19 protein-coding genes, 1 tRNA gene and 1 pseudogene are annotated in these 17,888 nt (G+C 63.1%); 9 read left to right on the forward strand and 12 right to left on the reverse strand.

What is annotated here, in order from left to right:
• Positions 1–125 precede the first annotated feature (125 nt).
• Together JQ575_RS03975 and JQ575_RS03980 are read left to right on the forward strand one after the other, a co-directional pair.
• Positions 126–491: a helix-turn-helix transcriptional regulator gene (locus JQ575_RS03975; protein ID WP_212031974.1), complete on the forward strand. Its 366-nt coding sequence runs from the start codon at positions 126–128 to the stop codon at positions 489–491.
• Positions 466–969 (forward strand): SRPBCC family protein, encoded by a 504-nt coding sequence (locus JQ575_RS03980; RefSeq protein ID WP_212031975.1) that lies wholly within the window; start codon positions 466–468, stop codon positions 967–969. The genes JQ575_RS03975 and JQ575_RS03980 overlap by 26 nt, the downstream gene beginning before the upstream one ends.
• 35 nt (positions 970–1,004) lie before the next feature.
• Here JQ575_RS03980 and JQ575_RS03985 read toward each other — a convergent pair whose 3' ends face one another.
• The 4 genes from JQ575_RS03985 to pheS are packed head-to-tail and all read right to left on the reverse strand — an operon-like array spanning position 1,005 to position 5,744.
• A complete protein-coding gene (locus JQ575_RS03985) occupies positions 1,005–1,775 on the reverse strand; it encodes a sulfite exporter TauE/SafE family protein (protein ID WP_212031976.1) in 771 nt (256 codons plus the stop codon).
• 59 nt (positions 1,776–1,834) lie between these two features.
• Positions 1,835–4,258 carry a phenylalanine--tRNA ligase subunit beta gene (gene pheT / locus JQ575_RS03990; RefSeq protein ID WP_212031977.1) on the reverse strand — a complete coding sequence of 808 codons (2,424 nt, stop codon included), beginning with the start codon at positions 4,256–4,258 and terminating at the stop codon, positions 1,835–1,837.
• Positions 4,255–4,674 carry an endonuclease domain-containing protein gene (locus JQ575_RS03995; RefSeq protein WP_409364760.1) on the reverse strand — a complete coding sequence of 140 codons (420 nt, stop codon included), beginning with the start codon at positions 4,672–4,674 and terminating at the stop codon, positions 4,255–4,257. The genes pheT and JQ575_RS03995 overlap by 4 nt, the downstream gene beginning before the upstream one ends.
• Positions 4,662–5,744 carry a phenylalanine--tRNA ligase subunit alpha gene (gene pheS / locus JQ575_RS04000; protein WP_212031978.1) on the reverse strand — a complete coding sequence of 361 codons (1,083 nt, stop codon included), beginning with the start codon at positions 5,742–5,744 and terminating at the stop codon, positions 4,662–4,664. The genes JQ575_RS03995 and pheS overlap by 13 nt, the downstream gene beginning before the upstream one ends.
• Before the next feature lie 145 nt (positions 5,745–5,889).
• Between pheS and JQ575_RS04005 the strand changes: the two genes are divergently transcribed.
• A complete protein-coding gene (locus tag JQ575_RS04005; protein ID WP_212031979.1) occupies positions 5,890–6,294 on the forward strand; it encodes a hypothetical protein in 405 nt (134 codons plus the stop codon).
• A 38-nt stretch (positions 6,295–6,332) separates the two neighbouring features.
• On the opposite strand, the gene rplT is transcribed toward JQ575_RS04005, so the two are convergent.
• Both rplT and rpmI read right to left on the reverse strand, forming a co-directional pair.
• Entirely contained in the window at positions 6,333–6,692 is a 360-nt protein-coding gene (rplT, locus tag JQ575_RS04010) for a 50S ribosomal protein L20 (protein ID WP_192736192.1), read from the reverse strand.
• Positions 6,693–6,772: 80 nt separating this feature from the next.
• Complete coding sequence (gene rpmI / locus JQ575_RS04015) at positions 6,773–6,973, reverse strand: 50S ribosomal protein L35 (RefSeq protein WP_008539890.1); 201 nt, start codon at positions 6,971–6,973, stop codon at positions 6,773–6,775.
• A 265-nt stretch (positions 6,974–7,238) separates the two neighbouring features.
• Here rpmI and JQ575_RS04020 point away from each other — a divergent pair, with 265 nt between their 5' ends.
• Positions 7,239–7,658 (forward strand): hypothetical protein, encoded by a 420-nt coding sequence (locus JQ575_RS04020; protein WP_212031980.1) that lies wholly within the window; start codon positions 7,239–7,241, stop codon positions 7,656–7,658.
• 74 nt (positions 7,659–7,732) lie between these two features.
• Positions 7,733–8,722, forward strand: coding sequence for a Gfo/Idh/MocA family protein (locus JQ575_RS04025; RefSeq protein ID WP_212031981.1), 990 nt, complete (start codon positions 7,733–7,735; stop codon positions 8,720–8,722).
• Between the two features lie 70 nt (positions 8,723–8,792).
• Here the strand turns inward: JQ575_RS04025 and infC are convergent, their stop codons facing one another.
• Positions 8,793–9,332 (reverse strand): translation initiation factor IF-3, encoded by a 540-nt coding sequence (gene infC, locus JQ575_RS04030; protein WP_211995551.1) that lies wholly within the window; start codon positions 9,330–9,332, stop codon positions 8,793–8,795.
• Between the two features lie 250 nt (positions 9,333–9,582).
• On the opposite strand from infC, the gene JQ575_RS04035 reads away from it, so the two are divergent.
• Entirely contained in the window at positions 9,583–10,398 is an 816-nt protein-coding gene (locus JQ575_RS04035) for a carboxylesterase (protein ID WP_212031982.1), read from the forward strand.
• 64 nt (positions 10,399–10,462) lie between these two features.
• Positions 10,463–10,933 carry a nuclear transport factor 2 family protein gene (locus JQ575_RS04040; protein ID WP_212031983.1) on the forward strand — a complete coding sequence of 157 codons (471 nt, stop codon included), beginning with the start codon at positions 10,463–10,465 and terminating at the stop codon, positions 10,931–10,933.
• Positions 10,934–11,043: 110 nt separating this feature from the next.
• On the opposite strand, the gene JQ575_RS04045 is transcribed toward JQ575_RS04040, so the two are convergent.
• From JQ575_RS04045 to JQ575_RS04055, 3 genes are read right to left on the reverse strand one after another with little or no spacing between them, the layout of a single operon-like run.
• Positions 11,044–11,841, reverse strand: coding sequence for an acyl-CoA thioesterase domain-containing protein (locus JQ575_RS04045; RefSeq protein WP_212031984.1), 798 nt, complete (start codon positions 11,839–11,841; stop codon positions 11,044–11,046).
• Positions 11,842–11,875: 34 nt separating this feature from the next.
• Positions 11,876–13,069 (reverse strand): tRNA epoxyqueuosine(34) reductase QueG, encoded by a 1,194-nt coding sequence (gene queG, locus JQ575_RS04050; RefSeq protein ID WP_212031985.1) that lies wholly within the window; start codon positions 13,067–13,069, stop codon positions 11,876–11,878.
• Complete coding sequence (locus JQ575_RS04055) at positions 13,018–13,710, reverse strand: glutathione S-transferase family protein (RefSeq protein ID WP_212031986.1); 693 nt, start codon at positions 13,708–13,710, stop codon at positions 13,018–13,020. Before JQ575_RS04055 ends, queG begins: the two co-directional genes overlap by 52 nt.
• A 371-nt stretch (positions 13,711–14,081) precedes the next feature.
• On the opposite strand from JQ575_RS04055, the gene JQ575_RS04060 reads away from it, so the two are divergent.
• Positions 14,082–14,888 (forward strand): undecaprenyl-diphosphate phosphatase, encoded by an 807-nt coding sequence (locus JQ575_RS04060; protein WP_212031987.1) that lies wholly within the window; start codon positions 14,082–14,084, stop codon positions 14,886–14,888.
• A 137-nt stretch (positions 14,889–15,025) separates the two neighbouring features.
• On the opposite strand, the gene JQ575_RS04065 is transcribed toward JQ575_RS04060, so the two are convergent.
• Positions 15,026–15,994, reverse strand: coding sequence for a complex I NDUFA9 subunit family protein (locus JQ575_RS04065; RefSeq protein ID WP_212032118.1), 969 nt, complete (start codon positions 15,992–15,994; stop codon positions 15,026–15,028).
• Positions 15,995–16,219: 225 nt separating this feature from the next.
• On the opposite strand from JQ575_RS04065, the gene JQ575_RS04070 reads away from it, so the two are divergent.
• A tRNA-Leu gene (locus JQ575_RS04070) sits at positions 16,220–16,306 on the forward strand.
• A gap of 108 nt (positions 16,307–16,414) precedes the next feature.
• Here the strand turns inward: JQ575_RS04070 and JQ575_RS04075 are convergent.
• Positions 16,415–17,682: pseudogene (locus tag JQ575_RS04075) on the reverse strand (MFS transporter).
• Positions 17,683–17,888 lie beyond the last annotated feature (206 nt).

A 17,888-nucleotide genomic window follows, 5' to 3' on the forward strand; every position in this document is an offset into this window, starting at 1 on the left:
GCAAAGGGCACTCTCGCTTCACAAGTTGGCAAACTCGATCGACGACGCCGTGCCCATGATCTATTAGTTAGCCGTATGGCGAACTGTTATTGACACAGGTTTGTGTCTCCACTATAGTTAGCTTTATGGCTAACCAATCAATGCAACTCGACCACGTTTTCGGGGCCCTGTCCGACGCGACCCGTCGTGCGATCGTCATGCGACTATGTGACGGCGAGGCATCCGTCGGAGAGCTGGCGAAGCCGTTCGAGATGGCGCTGCCGAGCCTGATGAAACACATCCGCATTCTAGAGAGCAGCGGCCTCGTTGCGTCCGAGAAGACCGGTCGCGTCAGGATGTGCTCATTGCAGACGGAAGCTCTCGCAACCGTCGAAGGTTGGTTGGCGGTCCAAAGAGAGATCTGGGAGCAACGACTGGATCGACTGGAAACGTACGTTGAGAAACTGAAGAAAAGGGAGAAGTCCAATGCCCGCAAGCGCAGGTCAAAATGAAACGCCGCTGTCCACCTGGGCGCTCGATCGAGAGATCGTCCTTTCGCGCGTGATCAACGCGCCACGAGAACTGGTTTTCTCCGCCTGGACCGATCCACGTCATCTCCCCCAATGGTTCGGTCCGGCCGGTTTCAGGGTCGAGACAAAGTCAATGGATATCCGCGTCAACGGCGAATGGCGGTTCGATATGATCGCGCCCGACGGCAAGCGATACACGAACCGGATGCAATTCCGGCGCATCGAGAGACCGAACCTGATCGAGATCGATCATGGCGCCGACAAAGACAACGATCCCGGCATATTCCGCACCACCCTCACGTTCGATGAGCAGAGCGACGGCAAGACCGTCATCACCTTGCGGCAGTTGCATCCGACGAAGGCTCAGCGTGATGCCGGGATCGGCTTCGGCGCGGTCGAATTCGGTTATCAGACCCTCGATAAACTGGCGCAGCACGTCGAACGCAGTAACGCTGCTTAACAAGCCCCGCCATCTCCACTATCCCCACCCACGCCCTAGCGCAGCACGCCATCCAGCGCGGGCAGGCCGGCAATGACGGCCATCGCGATCAGTGCGTAGCAGATCGCGCGGAACAATGACTCGCTGGCTCGGCCGAACAAGGAGGCGCCGAGCCAGACGCCGATGCCGTAGACGGGCCCGACCACCAGTGAGAACTTGATCGCATCCATCGTGATCAGCCCGGTCAGGCTGTAGCTGACCACCGAGAAGAAATCGGACGCACCGAAGAACAGCAGGATGTTCGCCCGTGCAATGTTGGACGCGATCGGCCGGCCGAGCCAATAGCCGACGATCGGCGGCCCGCCGGTCTGCGCCAGCCCGCTGCAAAAGCCGGATACGCCGCCGATGCCGACGGAAATCGCGGCGTGGTCCTTGCCCCGGTAGCGCCAGCCGGAAAGCAGCAGCAAGAGCAGCGCAAGCACGAAGGCGGAAATGATCCAGCGTGTGGTGACCGGCTCGAGCCGGCTCAGGAAATAGGTGCCGATGGGAACGCCGATCAGGGCGCCGAACACCATCACCGCGGTCGCCTTGCGGTCGGCCTGTTTCCACGCGTTCGGGACCAGAGGTGCGGCCGCGATGAAATCGATGATCAGCAGCAGCGCCGCGACCAGCTGCGGCGCCGCCATGCTGCTCGCCAGCGGCATGAAGATCAGCGCGGAGCCGAAACCGGAAAACCCGCGCGCCAAGCCGGACACGAAAGCAATCGCGCAGATCGCGATCGCGGCGGTGAGGCTGACGCTGGCGGGGATGAGGCCTTCGAGGCTCATGTTCTGTTTCTAGAACGTATTTTTGGGCGTGATGTCCGAACCGCTCACGCCGTTCGGTATCATGCGCGTAACGTGCCGCCGGTCTTCTTGGTCACCTCGGCCACGATTTTCGCCGCCACCGCGTCGATCTCCTGATCGGTGAGCGTCTTTTCGCGCGGCTGGATGGTCACGGCAATCGCGACCGACTTCTTGCTCTCGTCGATGCCCTTGCCCTCGTAGACGTCGAACACGGTCACGCCCGTGATCAGCTTCTTGTCGATACCCTGCGCGGCGCGCACGATATCGCCCGCCTTGACGGCGCGATCGACGATGAAGGCAAAATCGCGCGACACCGGCTGGAACGCGGAAAGTTCAAGCACCGGCTTGGCGCGGGTCGGCTTGTGCTTGGCGTCGGGAACGCGGTCGAGGATCACTTCGAACGCGATCAGTGGGCCGTCGGCGCCGAGCGCCTCCAGCGTGCGCGGATGCAATTCGCCGAAATAACCGAGCACATTTTGCGGGCCGATCTGGATGGTGCCGGAACGTCCCGGATGCAGCCAGCTTGCGCCGCCCGGTACGATCTGCAGCGCCTGCATCGGCGCGCCCGCGGCCGCGAGCACCGCAAACGCGTCGGCTTTGGCGTCGAGCGCATCGACCTCCGCCGAGCCGGACCAGTGCCGTCCCATGCCCTTCGCCGAGGCAAAGCCGTGGCGCACGCCCGAGGCCGCGACCAGCTGGTCCTCCGGCTTGTCACCCTTGAAGACCTGGCCGACCTCGAACAGCGCGACATCGGACGAGCCGCGATTGGCATTGGCCTGCGCCGCGGCGATCAGGCCGGGCAACAGGCTCGGCCGCATGTCGGAGAGGTCGGACGCAATCGGATTGGCGAGCGCGAGCTCGGCCTGTCCACCGCCGAACAATTCGGCCGCCGGCTTTGCAATGAACGACCACGTCACGGCCTCGACCATGCCGCGGGCGGCCAGCGCGCGCTTGGCGCGGCGGGTGCGCAGCTGGATCGTGGTGAGCACCGGCTTGCGCGGTGCGTCACCGCGCTCGAACGGCGTCATCGGCACCTTGTCGACGCCGACGATGCGCACGATCTCCTCGACGATATCGGCTTTGCCTCCGATATCCGTACGCCAGGAGGGCACCGCGATCTTCACGGTCGGACCGCTGCCGGCCACCATGAAGCCGAGATGGCTGAGGATGCGCTTCATCTCGACCAGCGGCACTTCGATGGCGGCGAGGCGCTTGACCTCGCTCAGCGGGAAGTCGATCACGCGATCTTCGCCGAAGGGGTTGCCGACGACGACGTTCTCCGACGGCGTGCCGCCGCAGAGCTCCATCACCATTTTGGTCGCGAGCTCGAGCCCGGGCACCATGAACGCCGGATCGACGCCGCGCTCGAAGCGATAGCGCGCATCCGAATTGACGCCGAGCTTGCGTCCGGTCTGCGCGATGTTGATCTCGTTCCAGATCGCGGATTCGATCAGCACGTCGGTGGTGTTCTCGTCGCAGCCGGAGGCTTCGCCGCCCATGATGCCGGCCAGTGACTCCACGCCATGCTCGTCCGCGATCACGCAGATACCGGGATCGAGCGCATAGGTGCGGCCGTCGAGCGCTAGCAGGCTCTCGCCGTCGCGCGCGCGGCGCACGGTGAGATTACCCGTCACCTTTTTGGCGTCGAACACATGCAGCGGCCGGGCGCGGTCGTAGGTCATGAAGTTGGTGATATCGACCAGCGCGTTGATCGGACGCAGTCCGATCGAGGTCAGCCGCTTCTGCAGCCATTCCGGCGACGGGCCGTTCTTGACGCCGCGCACCAGCCGCAACGCGAAGCCCGGGCACAGCGTGGCGTCTTCCACCGTCACCGTCACCGGGCAGGGGAATTCACCCTTGATCGGGCGGATACCGGGATCCCTAAACTTGCCCATGTCGGCAGCGGAAAGGTCGCGGGCGATGCCGTGCACACCGGTGCAATCCTGCCGGTTCGGCGTCAGGTTGATCTCGATCACGGGATCGCCGAGCCCGGCCCATTGCGCGTAGGGCGCACCGATGGGCGCATCGGCCGGCAGCTCCATGATGCCGTCATGGTCCTCGGAAATCTGCAGCTCGGCCGCCGAGCACAGCATGCCGCGGCTCTCGACACCTCTGATGGTGCCGACGCCGAGCGTGATGTTCTTGCCGGGAATGAACGTGCCGGGAGGCGAGAACACGCTGATCAGGCCGGCGCGCGCGTTCGGCGCGCCGCAAACCACCTGCACCGGTGCGCCCAAGCCTTGTTCGTTTTTTGCGCCGGTATCGACCATGCAGACGCGCAGGCGATCCGCATTCGGATGCTGTTCGGCGGAAATCACCCGCGCAATCGAGAACGGCGCCAGCGCCTTGGCCTTGTCCTCGATCTGCTCGACCTCAAGCCCGATCATGGTGAGCTTGTCGGCGAGCTTTTCCAGCGGCTCGTCGGTGTCGAGATGTTCCTTCAGCCAGGAGAGCGTGAATTTCATGACGGTTGCTTTTCTTGCTCCCTCTCCCGCCTGCGGGTCGAGACGAGCGGAGCTCGCTCTTTGAGGGTTAGGGTGGGGGCTCTCTCCGCGACGGCGGCGGCAATTGTTTCAAGGACGCCTGCGCGATTCGTCATCACGTCATGATTGCTGAAGCGAAGCACCTGGAAGCCTCGGGCTTCAATCACGGACGATCGAACGGCATCAACCTGCTCGGCTTGATCTGAAAAATGCTGCCCGCCATCGAGCTCGACCACCAGCTTTGCTGTATGACAGGCGAAGTCGGCGATGTAGTTCTTGATCGGCACTTGGCGCCGGAAGCCTATGCCGTTCAGCTTGTGATCGCGGAGTTCAGACCAGAGCATGCGTTCAGCATCGGTGGAATTCTTTCGGAGTTCGCGCGCGCTCACGTGCTCAATCCCCCCGCCAGCGTCGGGATGTCGAGGGGCTTGAAGCCGTAATGGTTGAGCCAGCGCACGTCGCTGTCGAACAGCTGCCTGAGATCGGACATGCCATACTTGAGCATCGCGATGCGATCGATGCCCATGCCCCAGGCAAAGCCCTGATAGACGTCGGGATCGATGCCGCAGGCGCGCAGCACGTTCGGATGCACCATGCCGCAGCCGAGAATCTCCAGCCAGTCCTCACCTTCGCCGAAGCGGATTTCACCCTTGTCGCGCCGGCACTGGATGTCGACCTCGAGTGAGGGCTCCGTGAACGGGAAGAACGACGGGCGGAACCGCATGTTGATGTGGTCGACCTCAAAGAACGCCTTGCAGAACTCATGCAGGATCCATTTGAGGTGGCCGAGATGCGAGCCCTTGTCGATGACGAGGCCTTCGACCTGGTGGAACTGCGGCGTATGCGTCGCGTCGGAATCGATGCGATAAGTGCGGCCCGGGCAGACCACGCGGATCGGCGGCTTCTGGTTCAGCATGGTGCGCACCTGCACCGGTGAGGTGTGGGTACGGAGCAGCATGCGCGAATTGTCCTGCTTCGGGTTGAAGAAGAACGTGTCGTGCATCTCCCGCGCCGGATGGCCCTCGGGGAAATTCAGCTTTGTAAAATTGTAGTCGTCGGTCTCGATATCGGGACCTTCGGCGATCGCAAATCCCATGTCGGCGAAGATCGATGTCAGCTCATCCATCACCTGGCTCAGCGGATGGATGCGGCCCTGCTCGGCCACCGCGTCGCGCAGCGGCAGTGTGACGTCGATGGTCTCGGAAGCGAGGCGGGCGTCGAGGGCGGCCGATTTCAGAATATCGCGGCGCGCTGTCAGCGCCTGCGTGACCTTGTCCTTGGCGACGTTGATCGCGGCGCCCTGGGTCTTGCGCTCGTCCGGCGACATCTTGCCGAGCGTTGCCAGCAGCGCCGAGATCGATCCCTTCTTGCCGAGCGCGGCAACGCGCACCGCTTCGAGCGCGGTTTCATCGGCGGCGGCGGCAATATCGGTGAGGATGGTCTGTTCGAGTGTGGTGAGGTCGGACACGGTCAAATCTCTTTCGCAAAAGGCCGCCGGTTGTCGCCGCTCCCGGGCTAAAACGTCAAGCAAAAAGCCCGTAACTGGATCAGGCGGCTTTTGAACCCTTGATCCCGCGCGCTCTACTCAAGGTGAGTTCGAGAAGGAATACACGATGCGTTTTGGACCTGGGGTGGCCGTCCTGGCCCTCGTTCTGTCGTTTGCCGCACCTGCCGCCGCCGAAGATTGTCCGGCGACGTCGAGGGACGACGTCTTGACCGCGATGAAGGCGGCGAGCTGCAACCGTGCCATGCAAATCGCCTCGGCCTGCTCAGGCGGGGCCACCGGCGACGTTGGGCTCACCGACGCCGTTGAAGAAAAATGCGAGGGCGACTTCCTCGCCCGCCTCAAGCGGGCGCAGAAAAAGGCCTATCAGCGCGAAAAGGATGCCTGCGACCGCAAGTACAGCGGCGAGGAGGGCACCATGTACATTTCGTTCGCGGCGTTCTGCCGGGCGAAGGTCGCCCAGCGTTACTCGCAGCGGGCGCTGAAAGCAGCTAACCCTGCGCGGGCCCGCTGACGCCTCAAGTCGGGTGCCGTTTCAGGTACCTTGGAACCTCAGGCTGCGAGCGCAGCCTTGGCCTTTTCAGCGATCGCCTGGAACGCCGCCGGCTCGGTGATGGCGAGATCCGACAGCACCTTGCGGTCCACCGTGATGCCCGACTTCGAGAGGCCGTTGATAAAGACGCTGTAGGTCATGCCGAACGGGCGAACCGCGGCATTGATGCGCTGGATCCAGAGCGCGCGGAACGTGCGCTTCTTGCGCTTGCGGTCACGGAAGGCATATTGCCCGGCCTTTTCGACCGCGGCCTTGGCGGCGCGGATGGTGTTCTTGCGGCGGCCGGAAAAGCCCTTGGCGGCCTTGTAGACTTTCTTGTGCTTGGCGTGAGAGGTCACACCGCGTTTGACGCGAGACATGACTGCTATCCTTAAAATCTGAAATCAGGTGACGGATCGCCGCGCGCGCGCGGCCGGCTAAATCGGAAATGCGAGCGCGATCAGGCGTTCGGCAAGAAGTACTTCTTGACGTTGTCGCCGTCGGTCTTGAACAGCACGCGCGTGCCGCGGAGCTGACGAATCTGCTTCTTCGTCCGCTTGATCATGCCGTGGCGCTTGCCGCGCTGGGCGTGCATCACTTTGCCGGTGGCAGTCACCTTGAAGCGCTTTTTAGCGCCTGATTTGGTCTTCAGCTTGGGCATTTGGCTCTCCTATGGCCACAGGAAAACGCGCCCCGAGGGGCGCTTCTGCGGCTTAAAATGCTCGTTAGAGCGTTGAAAGTGCTCAGGTTTTTTCGAAAACGAAACCACCCGCACGGGGTCATCGACACGGCAGCCCTTAATCAGCCGGGCGATGAAGGCTGGGCTTATGACAGACCAGACGCATGTTTGCAACGTTGAACCGGTAAACCCTGTGCTGTGACGTAGTCGTTGATGTGATCCCAGTCCCAGCCGAAACAGGACCAAAATGACCAGATTTCATCGTTCCATTTCCCGCTTCGCCACCTTTTCCCACTTTTCGACCCTGCGCTGGCTCCCCGTGTTCGCGGCGCTTGCCGTGACCGCGGTGCCCTCCACCGCTGACGCGGCCAGAGCCTCAGGCGCCTACAACGGCACCTGGAACGTGGTGTTCGCCACCACCCGGGGCAATTGCAGCTCCGGCTACAGCGTCCCGTTCCAGGTGATGGGAACCCGGGTGTCATCGGCCGGCGGGGGCAGGGTCTCCGGCTCCGTCAGCCGTGGCGGCGCGGTTGCCGTCAACGTGTCGGTTGGCGCATCCAAGGCCAGCGGCGGCGGCCGGCTCGCCGGCACCAGCGGTGCCGGCTCATGGAGCGGCATCATCACCGGTGATCGCTGCAGCGGTACCTGGCAGGCCACACGCAGCTGACTTTGCCGTATCCGCCGAATTGGCTGTAGCTTGACGACACGCGCGAAAGACGCGGCTCGATCAAGGGACGTCTGATGCTGGGAGTAGGAATTCTGGGCGCCGGGTTTTTCGGCGCCTTTCATGCGCGCGCGATTGCGGCCGTTCCGGATGTCAGCATCGCCGCGGTGTGCGCGGAAGAACTGGCGCTCGCCGAAGCTTTCGCCGCCGAACATGGCGGCAGGCCATATGGCGATTGGCGCGCAATGCTGGCCGACAATTCGGTCGACGCCGTCGCGATCACGGCCCCGCATCATTTGCATTGCGAGCTGGCGGTGGCCGCGCTGCAGGCCGGCAAGCACGTGTTGCTGGAAAAGCCGATGGCGCTGTCGGTCGCCGAATGCAGCCGCATCATTGCTTCAGCCGAAACCGGCCGGCGCAAACTGATGGTCGGGCAGATCATGCATTTCGTCTGGCCCTGCCTCGTGGCGCGCGAGATCCTCGATCGCGGTGAGCTCGGCAAGCCCGTGATGGGGTCGAGCTCGCTGCAGAAGATCTGGATGGAGCCGAACCGCCGCGGCTGGCACCTCGATCCCTTAACCGGCGGCGGCATGCTGATGACGGCCGGGATCCACGCACTGGATCAGCTGGTCTGGCTGATGAACGGCCGGGTCGGGTCGGTTTCGGCCGCGGTCAGCACGTCGTTTCACGATCAGAAAGCCGATGACAGCGCCATGATGCTGCTGCGCTTTGCCGACGGCCGGTTTGGGCAGGTGGCCAGCATCGGCTTCCGGGACGGCGCGGGAACCTTCGATATAGACCTCGTCTGCGAGCGAGGAACGCTGCGGATCGACTTCGATCGCGGGGTTGCCATCGGACAGAATGGAAAGTGGACGGACGTTCCGAACTCCCATGATCCGGCGTGGATGCAGAACGCCGTCGTCAGGGAATGGCAGGCGTTGGCGGCGGCGATCGTCAATGACACGGATGTGCCTGTTACCGGCGACTACGGGCGGCACATCATTGCGTGCATCGATGCCGCCATGATTTCGGGCCGCGAACGCCGGGACGTCGAGGTCTCGGCGTGACGCCAAATGAAAACGCCCCCGGATCAATTCCGAGGGCGTGTTCCGGTATGAAATAGACGCGTCTCGCTGGTTAGCGCGGCGCCAGTACCATCACGACCTGGCGGCCTTCGAATCGCGCGTCCTGCTCCACCTTGGCGAACTCGGCGACGTCGGCCTTGACCTTGTCCAGCAGCTTGGTGCCGATCTCCTGGTGGGCCATTTCGCGGCCGCGGTAGCGCAGGGTGATCTTGACCTTGTCGCCTTCCTCGAAGAACCGCTGCATCGCGCGCATCTTCACGTCGTAATCGTGATCGTCGATCATCGGCCGCAGCTTGATCTCCTTGATCTCGACGACCTTCTGCTTCTTGCGGGCTTCAGCGGCTTTTTTCTGCGCGGAATATTTGAACTTCCCGTAGTCCATAATTTTGCAAACGGGAGGATTATTGTTCGGCGAAATCTCGACAAGATCCATGCCCGCTTCAACGGCCATCTTGACGGCTACCACGGTCTCGACTGTTCCGTGGTTGGTGCCGTTCTGATCGATCAGCTGGATCTGCGCGTTGCGGATTTCATCATTGGTGCGCGGCCCGTCTTTGGCTGCAGCGGGCGGGGCTCTGTTAGGACGGCGAATGGGTAATTCTCCAATGCTGTGAAGGAAGGCTATATTTTGAAGCAATACGCGGCGCTGGGCAAGCGAACTCGCTGTCTGCGCTCGAAAACCGTCAAATGCGAGGCATTTTGGTCACGCCCGGCAAATATAGCGCAACGGCACGTTCCGCAAGGACAGCCCCGAGATTTGCCTGTGCGCTTGCCGGCGTTGACCGGTGGTTGACCCAAGAGGTGGGCTCGCCGACAAAGCAGCGGGCAAGAGTAGCGAATCCATGACCAATCCAGCGGTAAACGATCAGGAACCGGCCTTCATTGAGGTGGGTAGCGGCGATGGCGAGCGCAAAATCGCGGTGCGGGCGCGGGCCGGAGGTACTCCCGGCCTGATCTGGCTGGGTGGTTTCAACTCCGACATGAAGGGCACCAAGGCGCTGTCGCTGGATGCCTGGGCCGCCGAACAGGGCCGCGCCTGCGTCCGGTTCGACTATTCCGGCCATGGCGAATCCGGCGGCGCCTTCATCGACGGCACCATCGGGCGCTGGCTGGAGGAGAGCGTTGCCGTGTTCGCGCGGTTTTGTCGAGGCCCCCAGGTCGTGATCGGCTCGTCGATGGGGGGCTGGATGGCGCTGCTGCTGGCGCGCGAGATCGCAAAGCGGGAAGCGAGCCAGGCGGCATCGCAAGCGAGCCGGCCGAGCTTGGCGGGACTGGTGCTGATCGCACCGGCGCCCGACTTCACCGAGCAGTTGATGTGGAACCAGTTTACGCCCGAAATTCAGCAGGAGATCCAGACCAAGGGTGTCTGGATGCGGCCGTCGCAATATGGCGACGGCGCGCCCTACCCGATCACGCGCGCGCTGATCGAGGACGGCCGCGATCACCTTCTGCTCGGCAGCGCCATCGAGGTCGGTTGCCCCGTCCGCATCCTGCAGGGCGCGCAGGATCCTGATGTGCCGTGGCAGCACGCGTTCGCATTGGCGCACCGGCTGCCGAGCGAGGACGTGGTGCTGACCATGATCCAGGACGGCGATCACCGCCTGTCGCGGCCGCAGGACATCGCCCGGATCATCGCCGCGGTGGCGGAGATCGGGTAAACTGTCCCTTCCTTCTCCCACAACAAGGGGAGAGGGGAAGAAAAAGGTAAGGGAGAGAACCCCCATGAACACATCGGAGCTGCTGCGCGCGTTCTGCGACGGCGTCGAACAGCACAACGGCAAGGCGTTCGCCGAATTGTTCACCGAAGACGGCGTCTATCACGACGTGTTCTACGGCGCGTTCGCCGGCCGCGCCAGAATCGCCGAATTGATCGACGACTGGTTCTATCGCACGGCCACCGATTTTCGCTGGGACATGCACACGCCGGTCAGTGACGGCCAGACGCTCTATGCGCGCTACACGTTCAGCTACCGCTCGACGCTGCCGGAGGCCAAGGGCGCGCGGGCGATGTTCGAGGGCGTTTCGATCATGCGGCTGCGCGACGGCAAGATTCTCGAATATCACGAGGTCGCCAACACCGCGCCCGCTTTCGTCCAGCTGAATTTTGCGCCGGAGCGCATCGCCAAGATCGTCGCCAAGCAGGGCGCCGCACTGCAGGCGCGGCCCGAGATGGCGCGGCATTTGGTGGATTAGATTTCTCTCTCCCCGTCATTGCGAGCGAAGCGAAGCAATCCATAGCGCGGCATAACGGATGGATGGATTGCTTCGTCGCAAGTGCTCCTCGCAATGACGCTTGGAGCGACCTACGGCGGCGGCACGTTCGTCATCGGCTTCTTCTGCGCCAGTGCGGCGACCGTCGACGTGCCGATCGGGCCTTTTTCGTCATAGAGCCAGCACTCGCCGATCGCGATGCCGTCGCTGGCGTGATGGTTGACGACGTCGAAGCCGATCCATCGCGTCACCGGCAGCCGGTGCAGATACAATGTGACGTCGCTGTTGATATAGCCGAGCCCCTTATCGCCCGCATTGGCAAACGGGCTCGCAAAATCCGCGCCGGTGGCGACGTGGACGAAGGGCGACATCGGCACGCCCTCGACCAGCTCGCGGACCTCGCTCATCCACAAACGCCGCGGGCCGAGCGAGCCCATGCGGCCCGTGATCGGCCTGGTCGTCCATTTGCCGTTCATGCCGAGCTTGGGGTCGGTCGGCGCCGGGATCGTTTCCGGCAGCGGCGCGTCCCAGTTTGACGGCGACCAGACATTGCCGGGCGCATTTTCCGTCCGGCGCAACAACTGGCAGGAAGCGCGCGCCATGCGGGTGGTGCCGGAGAAAAACTCGGCTTCCACCACCTTGATCCGCAGGCCCTCGCGGATCAGCCGCGTGGTGACCTCCACCGGTGTGTGGATGTCCGGCAGGCGGAACATATCGACCGTCAGCCGTGCCGGCACAAACTCGTCGGAGCCGTGACGCTCCTCGATCACGTGGGCCAGAAGGCCGACCACGACGCGACCATGCATCGAGCTCGGGTCCCACGGACCGTTCGAGACCGGATTGGGGATGAAGGCGTCGCCGTTTTTGGCGAAGAAGGGCTGGTTTGTCATGACCGGCGAACATGACGGAAACCGCGCGATAAAATCAAGCCGGCAGGGCGCAATCCATCCATTCCGCGCGAACAGTCGCGTCGGTCTCGCCGGCTCTCGCGCGGCTCGCCAGTTCGGCAAAGGCTTCCGGTGGCATCAGCTGCGACAGCGCCCAGGCCGCGGCGCCCCGCACCAGCGCGCTTTCGTCGTCAAGCAATCGTTCGGCCTCATGCGCCAGTGACGCATCGCCGGAGTTGCCGACCGCAATCAGCACATTGCGAATGAAGCGGTCGCGGCCGATGCGCTTGACCGGCGATTTCGCAAACAGCGCGCGAAACGCACCGTCGTCGAGCCGGGCCAATTCCGAAAGTGCGGGCGCTCGCAACGCCGCGCGGGCAGCCAGCCTTGTTTCGCGCCCTTGTTGCGCGAACTTGTTCCATGGGCAGATGGCGAGGCAATCGTCGCAGCCATAGATGCGGTTGCCGATTGCCTTGCGGAATTCGCGCGGGATCGGGCCCTTGTTCTCGATCGTGAGATAGGAAATGCAGCGGCGCGCGTCGAGCTTGTAGGGCGCCGGGAATGCCGCGGTCGGGCAGATGTCCTGGCACGCGCGGCAGGAGCCGCAGCGATCTCCGTCCGCCTCGTCGCGCGGCAGGTCGGAGGCGGTGTAGATCGCGCCGAGAAACAGCCATGATCCAAACTCGCGCGACACCAGATTGGTGTGCTTGCCCTGCCAGCCGAGTCCAGCGGCCTGCGCCAGCGGCTTCTCCATCACGGCCGCGGTATCGACGAACACTTTGACTTCGTCGCCCGACATCGCGACCAGCCATCGCGCCAGCGCCTTGAGGCGCTTCTTGATCAAATCGTGATAGTCGTCACCTTGCGCATAGACCGAGATCGCACCGCGCGTGCGCTTTTCGAGAATGTGCAGCGGATCTTCATCGGGCCCGTAATTGACGCCGAGCATGATCACCGAGCGCACGCCGGGCCACAACACGCGCGGATCGGTGCGGCGCTCGGGGCTGGCGGCGAGCCAATCCATGTCGCCATGGGCGCCGGTCTGAAGGAATTCGCGAAAATGCATGCCGGCCTGCTCGATCGCTTCGGGACCGGTGACGCCGATGCCATCGAAGCCGAGCGCGCGCGCTTCATGCGCCAGCGCGGCCTTGAGGTCTTCGCCGGAGAGTTTGGCCTTGTTCAGAAGTCGAGGTCCACGTAACTCTGCGACGCCGGCACGCCGGCCAGCCATTCGCTCAGCAGCGGGCGGAACGACGGGCGGGATTTCACCCGCGCGTACCACGCCTTTGCCGCGTCGTCCTCGCTCCATGGCACGTCGCCCAGATAGTCGATCGCCGAAAGATGTGCCGCGGCGGCGAGGTCCGCGTAGGTCAGCCGGTCGCCGGCAAGGAAGTTCCGCGTCTGCGCCAGCCAGCCGATATAGGCCAGATGATAGCGCACATTGACCTTGGCCGCGCGGATCACGTCGGCCGCCGGGGCGCCGCCGCCATTCTCCTCAGCCATGAAGCGCTTGTAGATGCGCTCGGTCACCAGCGGATTGGAGGCCTCCTCGAAAAATTTCTCGTTGAACCATGCCATCAGCCGGCGCACCTCGATGCGCTCGCCCATCGAGACCGGCAGCATCCGCCGCTCGTCGGCACTGGGGCCATGCACCTCATCGAGATATTCGGCGATGATGCCGACGCCGGGTATGGCAGGATAACCTTCGGCGATCAGGACCGGCGTCGTGCCCGCGGGGTTGAGCGCGAGAAACGCCTCGCGACGTTCCCAGACCCGTTCTTCCACCAGGCGCAAATCGAGACCGTGTTCGCCGAGGACCAGGCGAATGAAACGCGAATGCGGGCAGAACGGATGATGGTGCAGCGTGTACATGAAGTCCTTGAATTGGTCCTTGGATCAGGAATCCTCGAATTAGGGGTTAGTTCGCGGCGCTTAAAAAACCCTCAATCTCTTCAAGGCCGCGTCGATCGAACGGAGCCACTAGACCCTATTCGGGTCCCGATTGAAATCAGAAGGGAGGCCGCAATCACCTGTTTCGACGCGTTTTCCTGCCGCAGATAAGTTACCGATCTGCGTAAGGCAGATTGCTATCCGATCCGGGTTCGGTTCGCTCGAAACGCTATAGCCGAGCCTGCATACGAGGCAACCGGTGTTTGCCGTTTTTTTGCGATTGCGAGATGGGTTCGAATAGGCGAGAAGGGCGCGGCTTTTTCGGCTGGTTTTCGATCGGAACGGACCCAATCATGATGTCAGATGCAGTGCGGGCGGTGATTCTCGGCATCATCGAGGGTGTCACGGAATTCGTGCCGGTTTCCTCGACCGGCCATTTGCTGCTGGCGCAACGCTTCTTCGGCCTCGGTGAGGGCAATTTCTGGCAGAGTTTTGTCGTGCTGATTCAGCTCGGCGCGATTCTCGCGATCGTGGTGCTCTATTTCAGCAAATTGTGGCGGGTCGCGCTCGGGATGTTCTCCAATCCCGACGACCGGCGCTTCGTCATCGGCGTGCTGGTGGCGTTCCTGCCGGCTGTCATCGTCGGCCTGATTGGCGGCAAGTATATCAAGGAACTTTTGTTCAATCCGTGGGTGGTGTGTTTCTCGCTGATTGTCGGCGGCGCAGTCCTGTTGTGGGTCGATCAGCTCGAGCTCAAACCGCGCGAGGACGATGCCACGCGGTATCCGCTGATGATGTATCTGTGGATCGGCATCGCGCAGTGCGTGGCGATGATTCCCGGCGTGTCGCGCTCCGGCGCCAGCATTGTGGCGGCGATGTTGCTCGGCGGTGACAAGCGGTCGGCGGCGGAATTCTCGTTCTTCCTGGCGATCCCGACCATGATCGGTGCCTTCGCCTATGATTTCTACAAGAACCGCGGCGAGATGACGACCGATCACATCGGCGTCGTCGCGATCGGATTCGTGGTTTCCTTCATCACTGCGATGATCGTGGTGAAGACCTTCCTGACCTATGTCACGCGCCACGGCTTTACGTTTTTCGCGTGGTGGCGCGTCATCATCGGCACGGTCGGCCTGATCGCGCTGGCGCTGGGAAGGTAGATCTATCCACACGTCGTCCCCGCGAACGCGGGGACCCATAGCCACCGGCGACATTAATTTTTCGCGCCGGTCGTTGTCTTCTTTTTCGACAATGTCGGCCGCGGCGTATGGGTCCCTGCGTTCGCAGGGACGACAAACTACACGGCCTTCCGCTGGAACTGGCCTGCGGCGCGGAAGCGCCAGAGATATTGCGGGGCGATCGCTTCCATCGAATCGGGCGCGATCCCGAGCCCTTCCAGCGTCAGCCCTGCGGCCTTCGCCGCATCCGACACCACATTGTCCGAGCGCAGCATGGCGACCTGATCCGGCGTCAGTTTCAGCGCACCCGGTGCGAATTGCAGGAACAGTGCGTTCAGTTTCGCCAGGCCGAACGGCAGCGAGACCAGCGCACGTTTACGTTCGGTGATCGACAGAATGATTTCCATGATCTCGCGCATGGTCAGCACTTCCGGCCCGCCGAGTTCATAGGTCGCGCCTGGCTTTGCCTTGCCGTCGACGACCTCCGCGACCGCGGTCGCGACGTCGCCGACATAGGCCGGCTGCATCCGGGTCTCGCCACCGCCGATCAGCGGCAGCGCCGGCGACATCCGCGCGAGCGCGGCAAAACGGTTGGTGAATTGATCCTCCGGGCCGAACATCAGCGACGGCCGCAGGATGGTGGCGGAGGGCACGGCCGCCAGCACGGCCTGTTCGCCGGCGGCCTTGGAGCGGCCATAGCCCGACGGCGAGTTCTCGTCGGCGCCGATCGCGGAGACATGCACCATCCGCCCGCCGGCGGCGGCGACGGCCCTGGCGATCGTCTCGGGGCCTTTGGCCTGAACGGCGTCAAAGGACTGCGCGCCGCCCTCGGCCAGGATGCCGACCAGATTGATCGCGATCTGGGAATCCCGCATGGCGGCCTCGACCGAGGCCGGATAGCGCAAATTGGCCTGAACGGCGTGGATCTGGCCGACCCTGCCGAGCGGTTGCAGATGCCCGGCCAGCTCCGGCCGCCGCACCGCCACCCGGATGCGATAATCGCGCTTGGCCAGCGCCCGGACCACGTTTCGCCCCAGAAAGCCCGATCCGCCGAAGATCGTGACGAGCGTTTCCTGGTTCGATGCCATCGGGTCCATTGCCGGGTCCATTCCTGCGGTCAAATTCGAGAGATCGTGGGCGAATTTAGCGGATTCGCGATACGCCAACCCGCTGTCGCTGTACAGCATATTTGCACACCGCCCCGGAAAAGTGGGCTCCGGTTTTCCGCAAGGGCGATGGGCCAAAAATTTATAGCGCAGCCTGCAATTCATCAATTTGACAAGCTCGCGACTGATCCTTACTAACCCGCCCGGGCCCAGGTGGTGGAATTGGTAGACGCGCTGGCTTCAGGTGCCAGTGGCTTAACGGCCGTGAAGGTTCGAGTCCTTTCCTGGGCACCATTTGCCCATGCCCATGATGTCGCTGATGGCGGGCCGACCGGTCCGCCGGACGGTCCCAAAACCGGACGCTCGCTGCCGGGGCGCCGCGGCTGGCGGAACGCTCAAACCTCAGACCATGCGCCTGGCGGCCTGATTCGCGACCGACTTCTGCACGAAATACATCATGATCAGCGAATCGACGTCGCGACCACGACGTATCCCAGCCAGTCGAAATGCCGGAGCGTGCCGTCCGGATTTTGCGCGATGATCGCAGCCGCAAACACTGACCCGAGCCCGCCGGAGAGTTGCTGCAGGGACGCGCTGACCGCGCTGAACGAACCGCGCTGGCTGGGGTCCGGTATCGCTGAAATCAGCGCCTGCGACGGGATCATGCGTGAAAAGATGCCGACGAACATCAGGACGTTGACGATGATAGCGGTCGTCAAACTGACGTGGCCGAGATGCGTGTAGATCAGCACCATGACCACCGAATCGGCGCTGCCGAACGCAAAGGTCGGGAATTTCCCGAACGCGTCGCTCGCCCGTCCGACCAGCGGCCCGATGAAAATGCTGAAAGCGCCGGAAACGAGATAGATGGTCGGAAGATGCAGGATATCGATGCCGAGATTATGCACGGTGAAGGCGCTTCCGAACGGCATCAGCATGAAGCCGCCGGTCGACAGCAGCGTCGTCACCGCGAAAGCCAGCGTATAACGCGGCTGGCCGACGGTCGCGATCAGGTGCCCGAACGCATTGCGTTCCTGCTTCAGCCGCAGATGCGCGTTCACCGGCCGCATCACGAGCAGGATCGCGGCCATCGCGACGAGTGACAGGCCGACGATCGCGCCGAAAGAGACATGCCAGCTCCAGTGGTTGGCGAGAAAAAGTCCGGCGGGAATGCCGAGCACCTGGCTGGCCGCGAAGGCGGTCTGCACGAAACCCATCACACGGCCGCGCAGCTGTAGCGGAAACAGATCGGTGACGATGGCGAGCACCACGGCGCCAATCACGCCGCCGAACAGTCCGGTCACGATCCGGCCAAGCAGAAGCACGTGATAGTTCGGCGCCACCGCGCAAAGCAGCGTGCCCAACGTGAAGCCGGCATAGAAAAACAGCAGCAGGCGCTTGCGATCGAATCGATCGGCAAAGCCGGCCGCAAGGATGCCCGAAATGCCGGCGCTGAACGCGTAGGCCGAAACCGCGACGCCGAATTGCCCGGCGGTAATATCGAGCGCGGGCATCAGGATGGCGCCGAGCGGCGACATGATGATGAAGTCGAGAATGATCGTGAACTGCGCGAACGCGAGCAGCGCAATGAGAAATGACGGGTAGCGCGAAAAGCCGCGCTCCTGCTCCGGTTGTTCCTCGATTGGCGCCGCCACGATTTGTTCGGTCATGAGATTCCGCCGTCGGGAGCGATGCCGTGCGGCGCGCCGGACGGACGCCGCATTGCCGGGAACATATGGGCTGGGACAGATCGATTCACGCGGACGGCGCAAGCCGAGGCGGGCGCCGGCGATCAAGCGTTAGAATCGGGCGAGAGGTTGTCTAAACGCAAAGCAACGCATCGAAAATTCCGAAAGAATACAAAATCGCGTTGGTT

The organism is Bradyrhizobium sp. JYMT SZCCT0428 (assembly GCF_018131075.1).
Classification (GTDB): Bacteria; Pseudomonadota; Alphaproteobacteria; order Rhizobiales; family Xanthobacteraceae; genus Bradyrhizobium.

Excerpts from the sequence above, each read along its gene's own strand:
- JQ575_RS03975 (WP_212031974.1), top strand. The coding sequence starts at position 126 with ATGGCTAACCAATCAATGCAACTCGACCACGTTTTCGGGGCCCTGTCC.
- JQ575_RS03980 (WP_212031975.1), top strand. The coding sequence starts at position 466 with ATGCCCGCAAGCGCAGGTCAAAATGAAACGCCGCTGTCCACCTGGGCG.
- JQ575_RS03985 (WP_212031976.1), bottom strand. The coding sequence starts at position 1,775 with ATGAGCCTCGAAGGCCTCATCCCCGCCAGCGTCAGCCTCACCGCCGCG.
- pheT (WP_212031977.1), bottom strand. The coding sequence starts at position 4,258 with ATGAAATTCACGCTCTCCTGGCTGAAGGAACATCTCGACACCGACGAG.
- JQ575_RS04005 (WP_212031979.1), top strand. The coding sequence starts at position 5,890 with ATGCGTTTTGGACCTGGGGTGGCCGTCCTGGCCCTCGTTCTGTCGTTT.
- rplT (WP_192736192.1), bottom strand. The coding sequence starts at position 6,692 with ATGTCTCGCGTCAAACGCGGTGTGACCTCTCACGCCAAGCACAAGAAA.
- rpmI (WP_008539890.1), bottom strand. The coding sequence starts at position 6,973 with ATGCCCAAGCTGAAGACCAAATCAGGCGCTAAAAAGCGCTTCAAGGTG.
- JQ575_RS04020 (WP_212031980.1), top strand. The coding sequence starts at position 7,239 with ATGACCAGATTTCATCGTTCCATTTCCCGCTTCGCCACCTTTTCCCAC.
- JQ575_RS04025 (WP_212031981.1), top strand. The coding sequence starts at position 7,733 with ATGCTGGGAGTAGGAATTCTGGGCGCCGGGTTTTTCGGCGCCTTTCAT.
- JQ575_RS04035 (WP_212031982.1), top strand. The coding sequence starts at position 9,583 with ATGACCAATCCAGCGGTAAACGATCAGGAACCGGCCTTCATTGAGGTG.
- JQ575_RS04040 (WP_212031983.1), top strand. The coding sequence starts at position 10,463 with ATGAACACATCGGAGCTGCTGCGCGCGTTCTGCGACGGCGTCGAACAG.
- JQ575_RS04045 (WP_212031984.1), bottom strand. The coding sequence starts at position 11,841 with ATGACAAACCAGCCCTTCTTCGCCAAAAACGGCGACGCCTTCATCCCC.
- queG (WP_212031985.1), bottom strand. The coding sequence starts at position 13,069 with ATGGCTGGCCGGCGTGCCGGCGTCGCAGAGTTACGTGGACCTCGACTT.
- JQ575_RS04055 (WP_212031986.1), bottom strand. The coding sequence starts at position 13,710 with ATGTACACGCTGCACCATCATCCGTTCTGCCCGCATTCGCGTTTCATT.
- JQ575_RS04060 (WP_212031987.1), top strand. The coding sequence starts at position 14,082 with ATGATGTCAGATGCAGTGCGGGCGGTGATTCTCGGCATCATCGAGGGT.
- JQ575_RS04065 (WP_212032118.1), bottom strand. The coding sequence starts at position 15,994 with ATGGCATCGAACCAGGAAACGCTCGTCACGATCTTCGGCGGATCGGGC.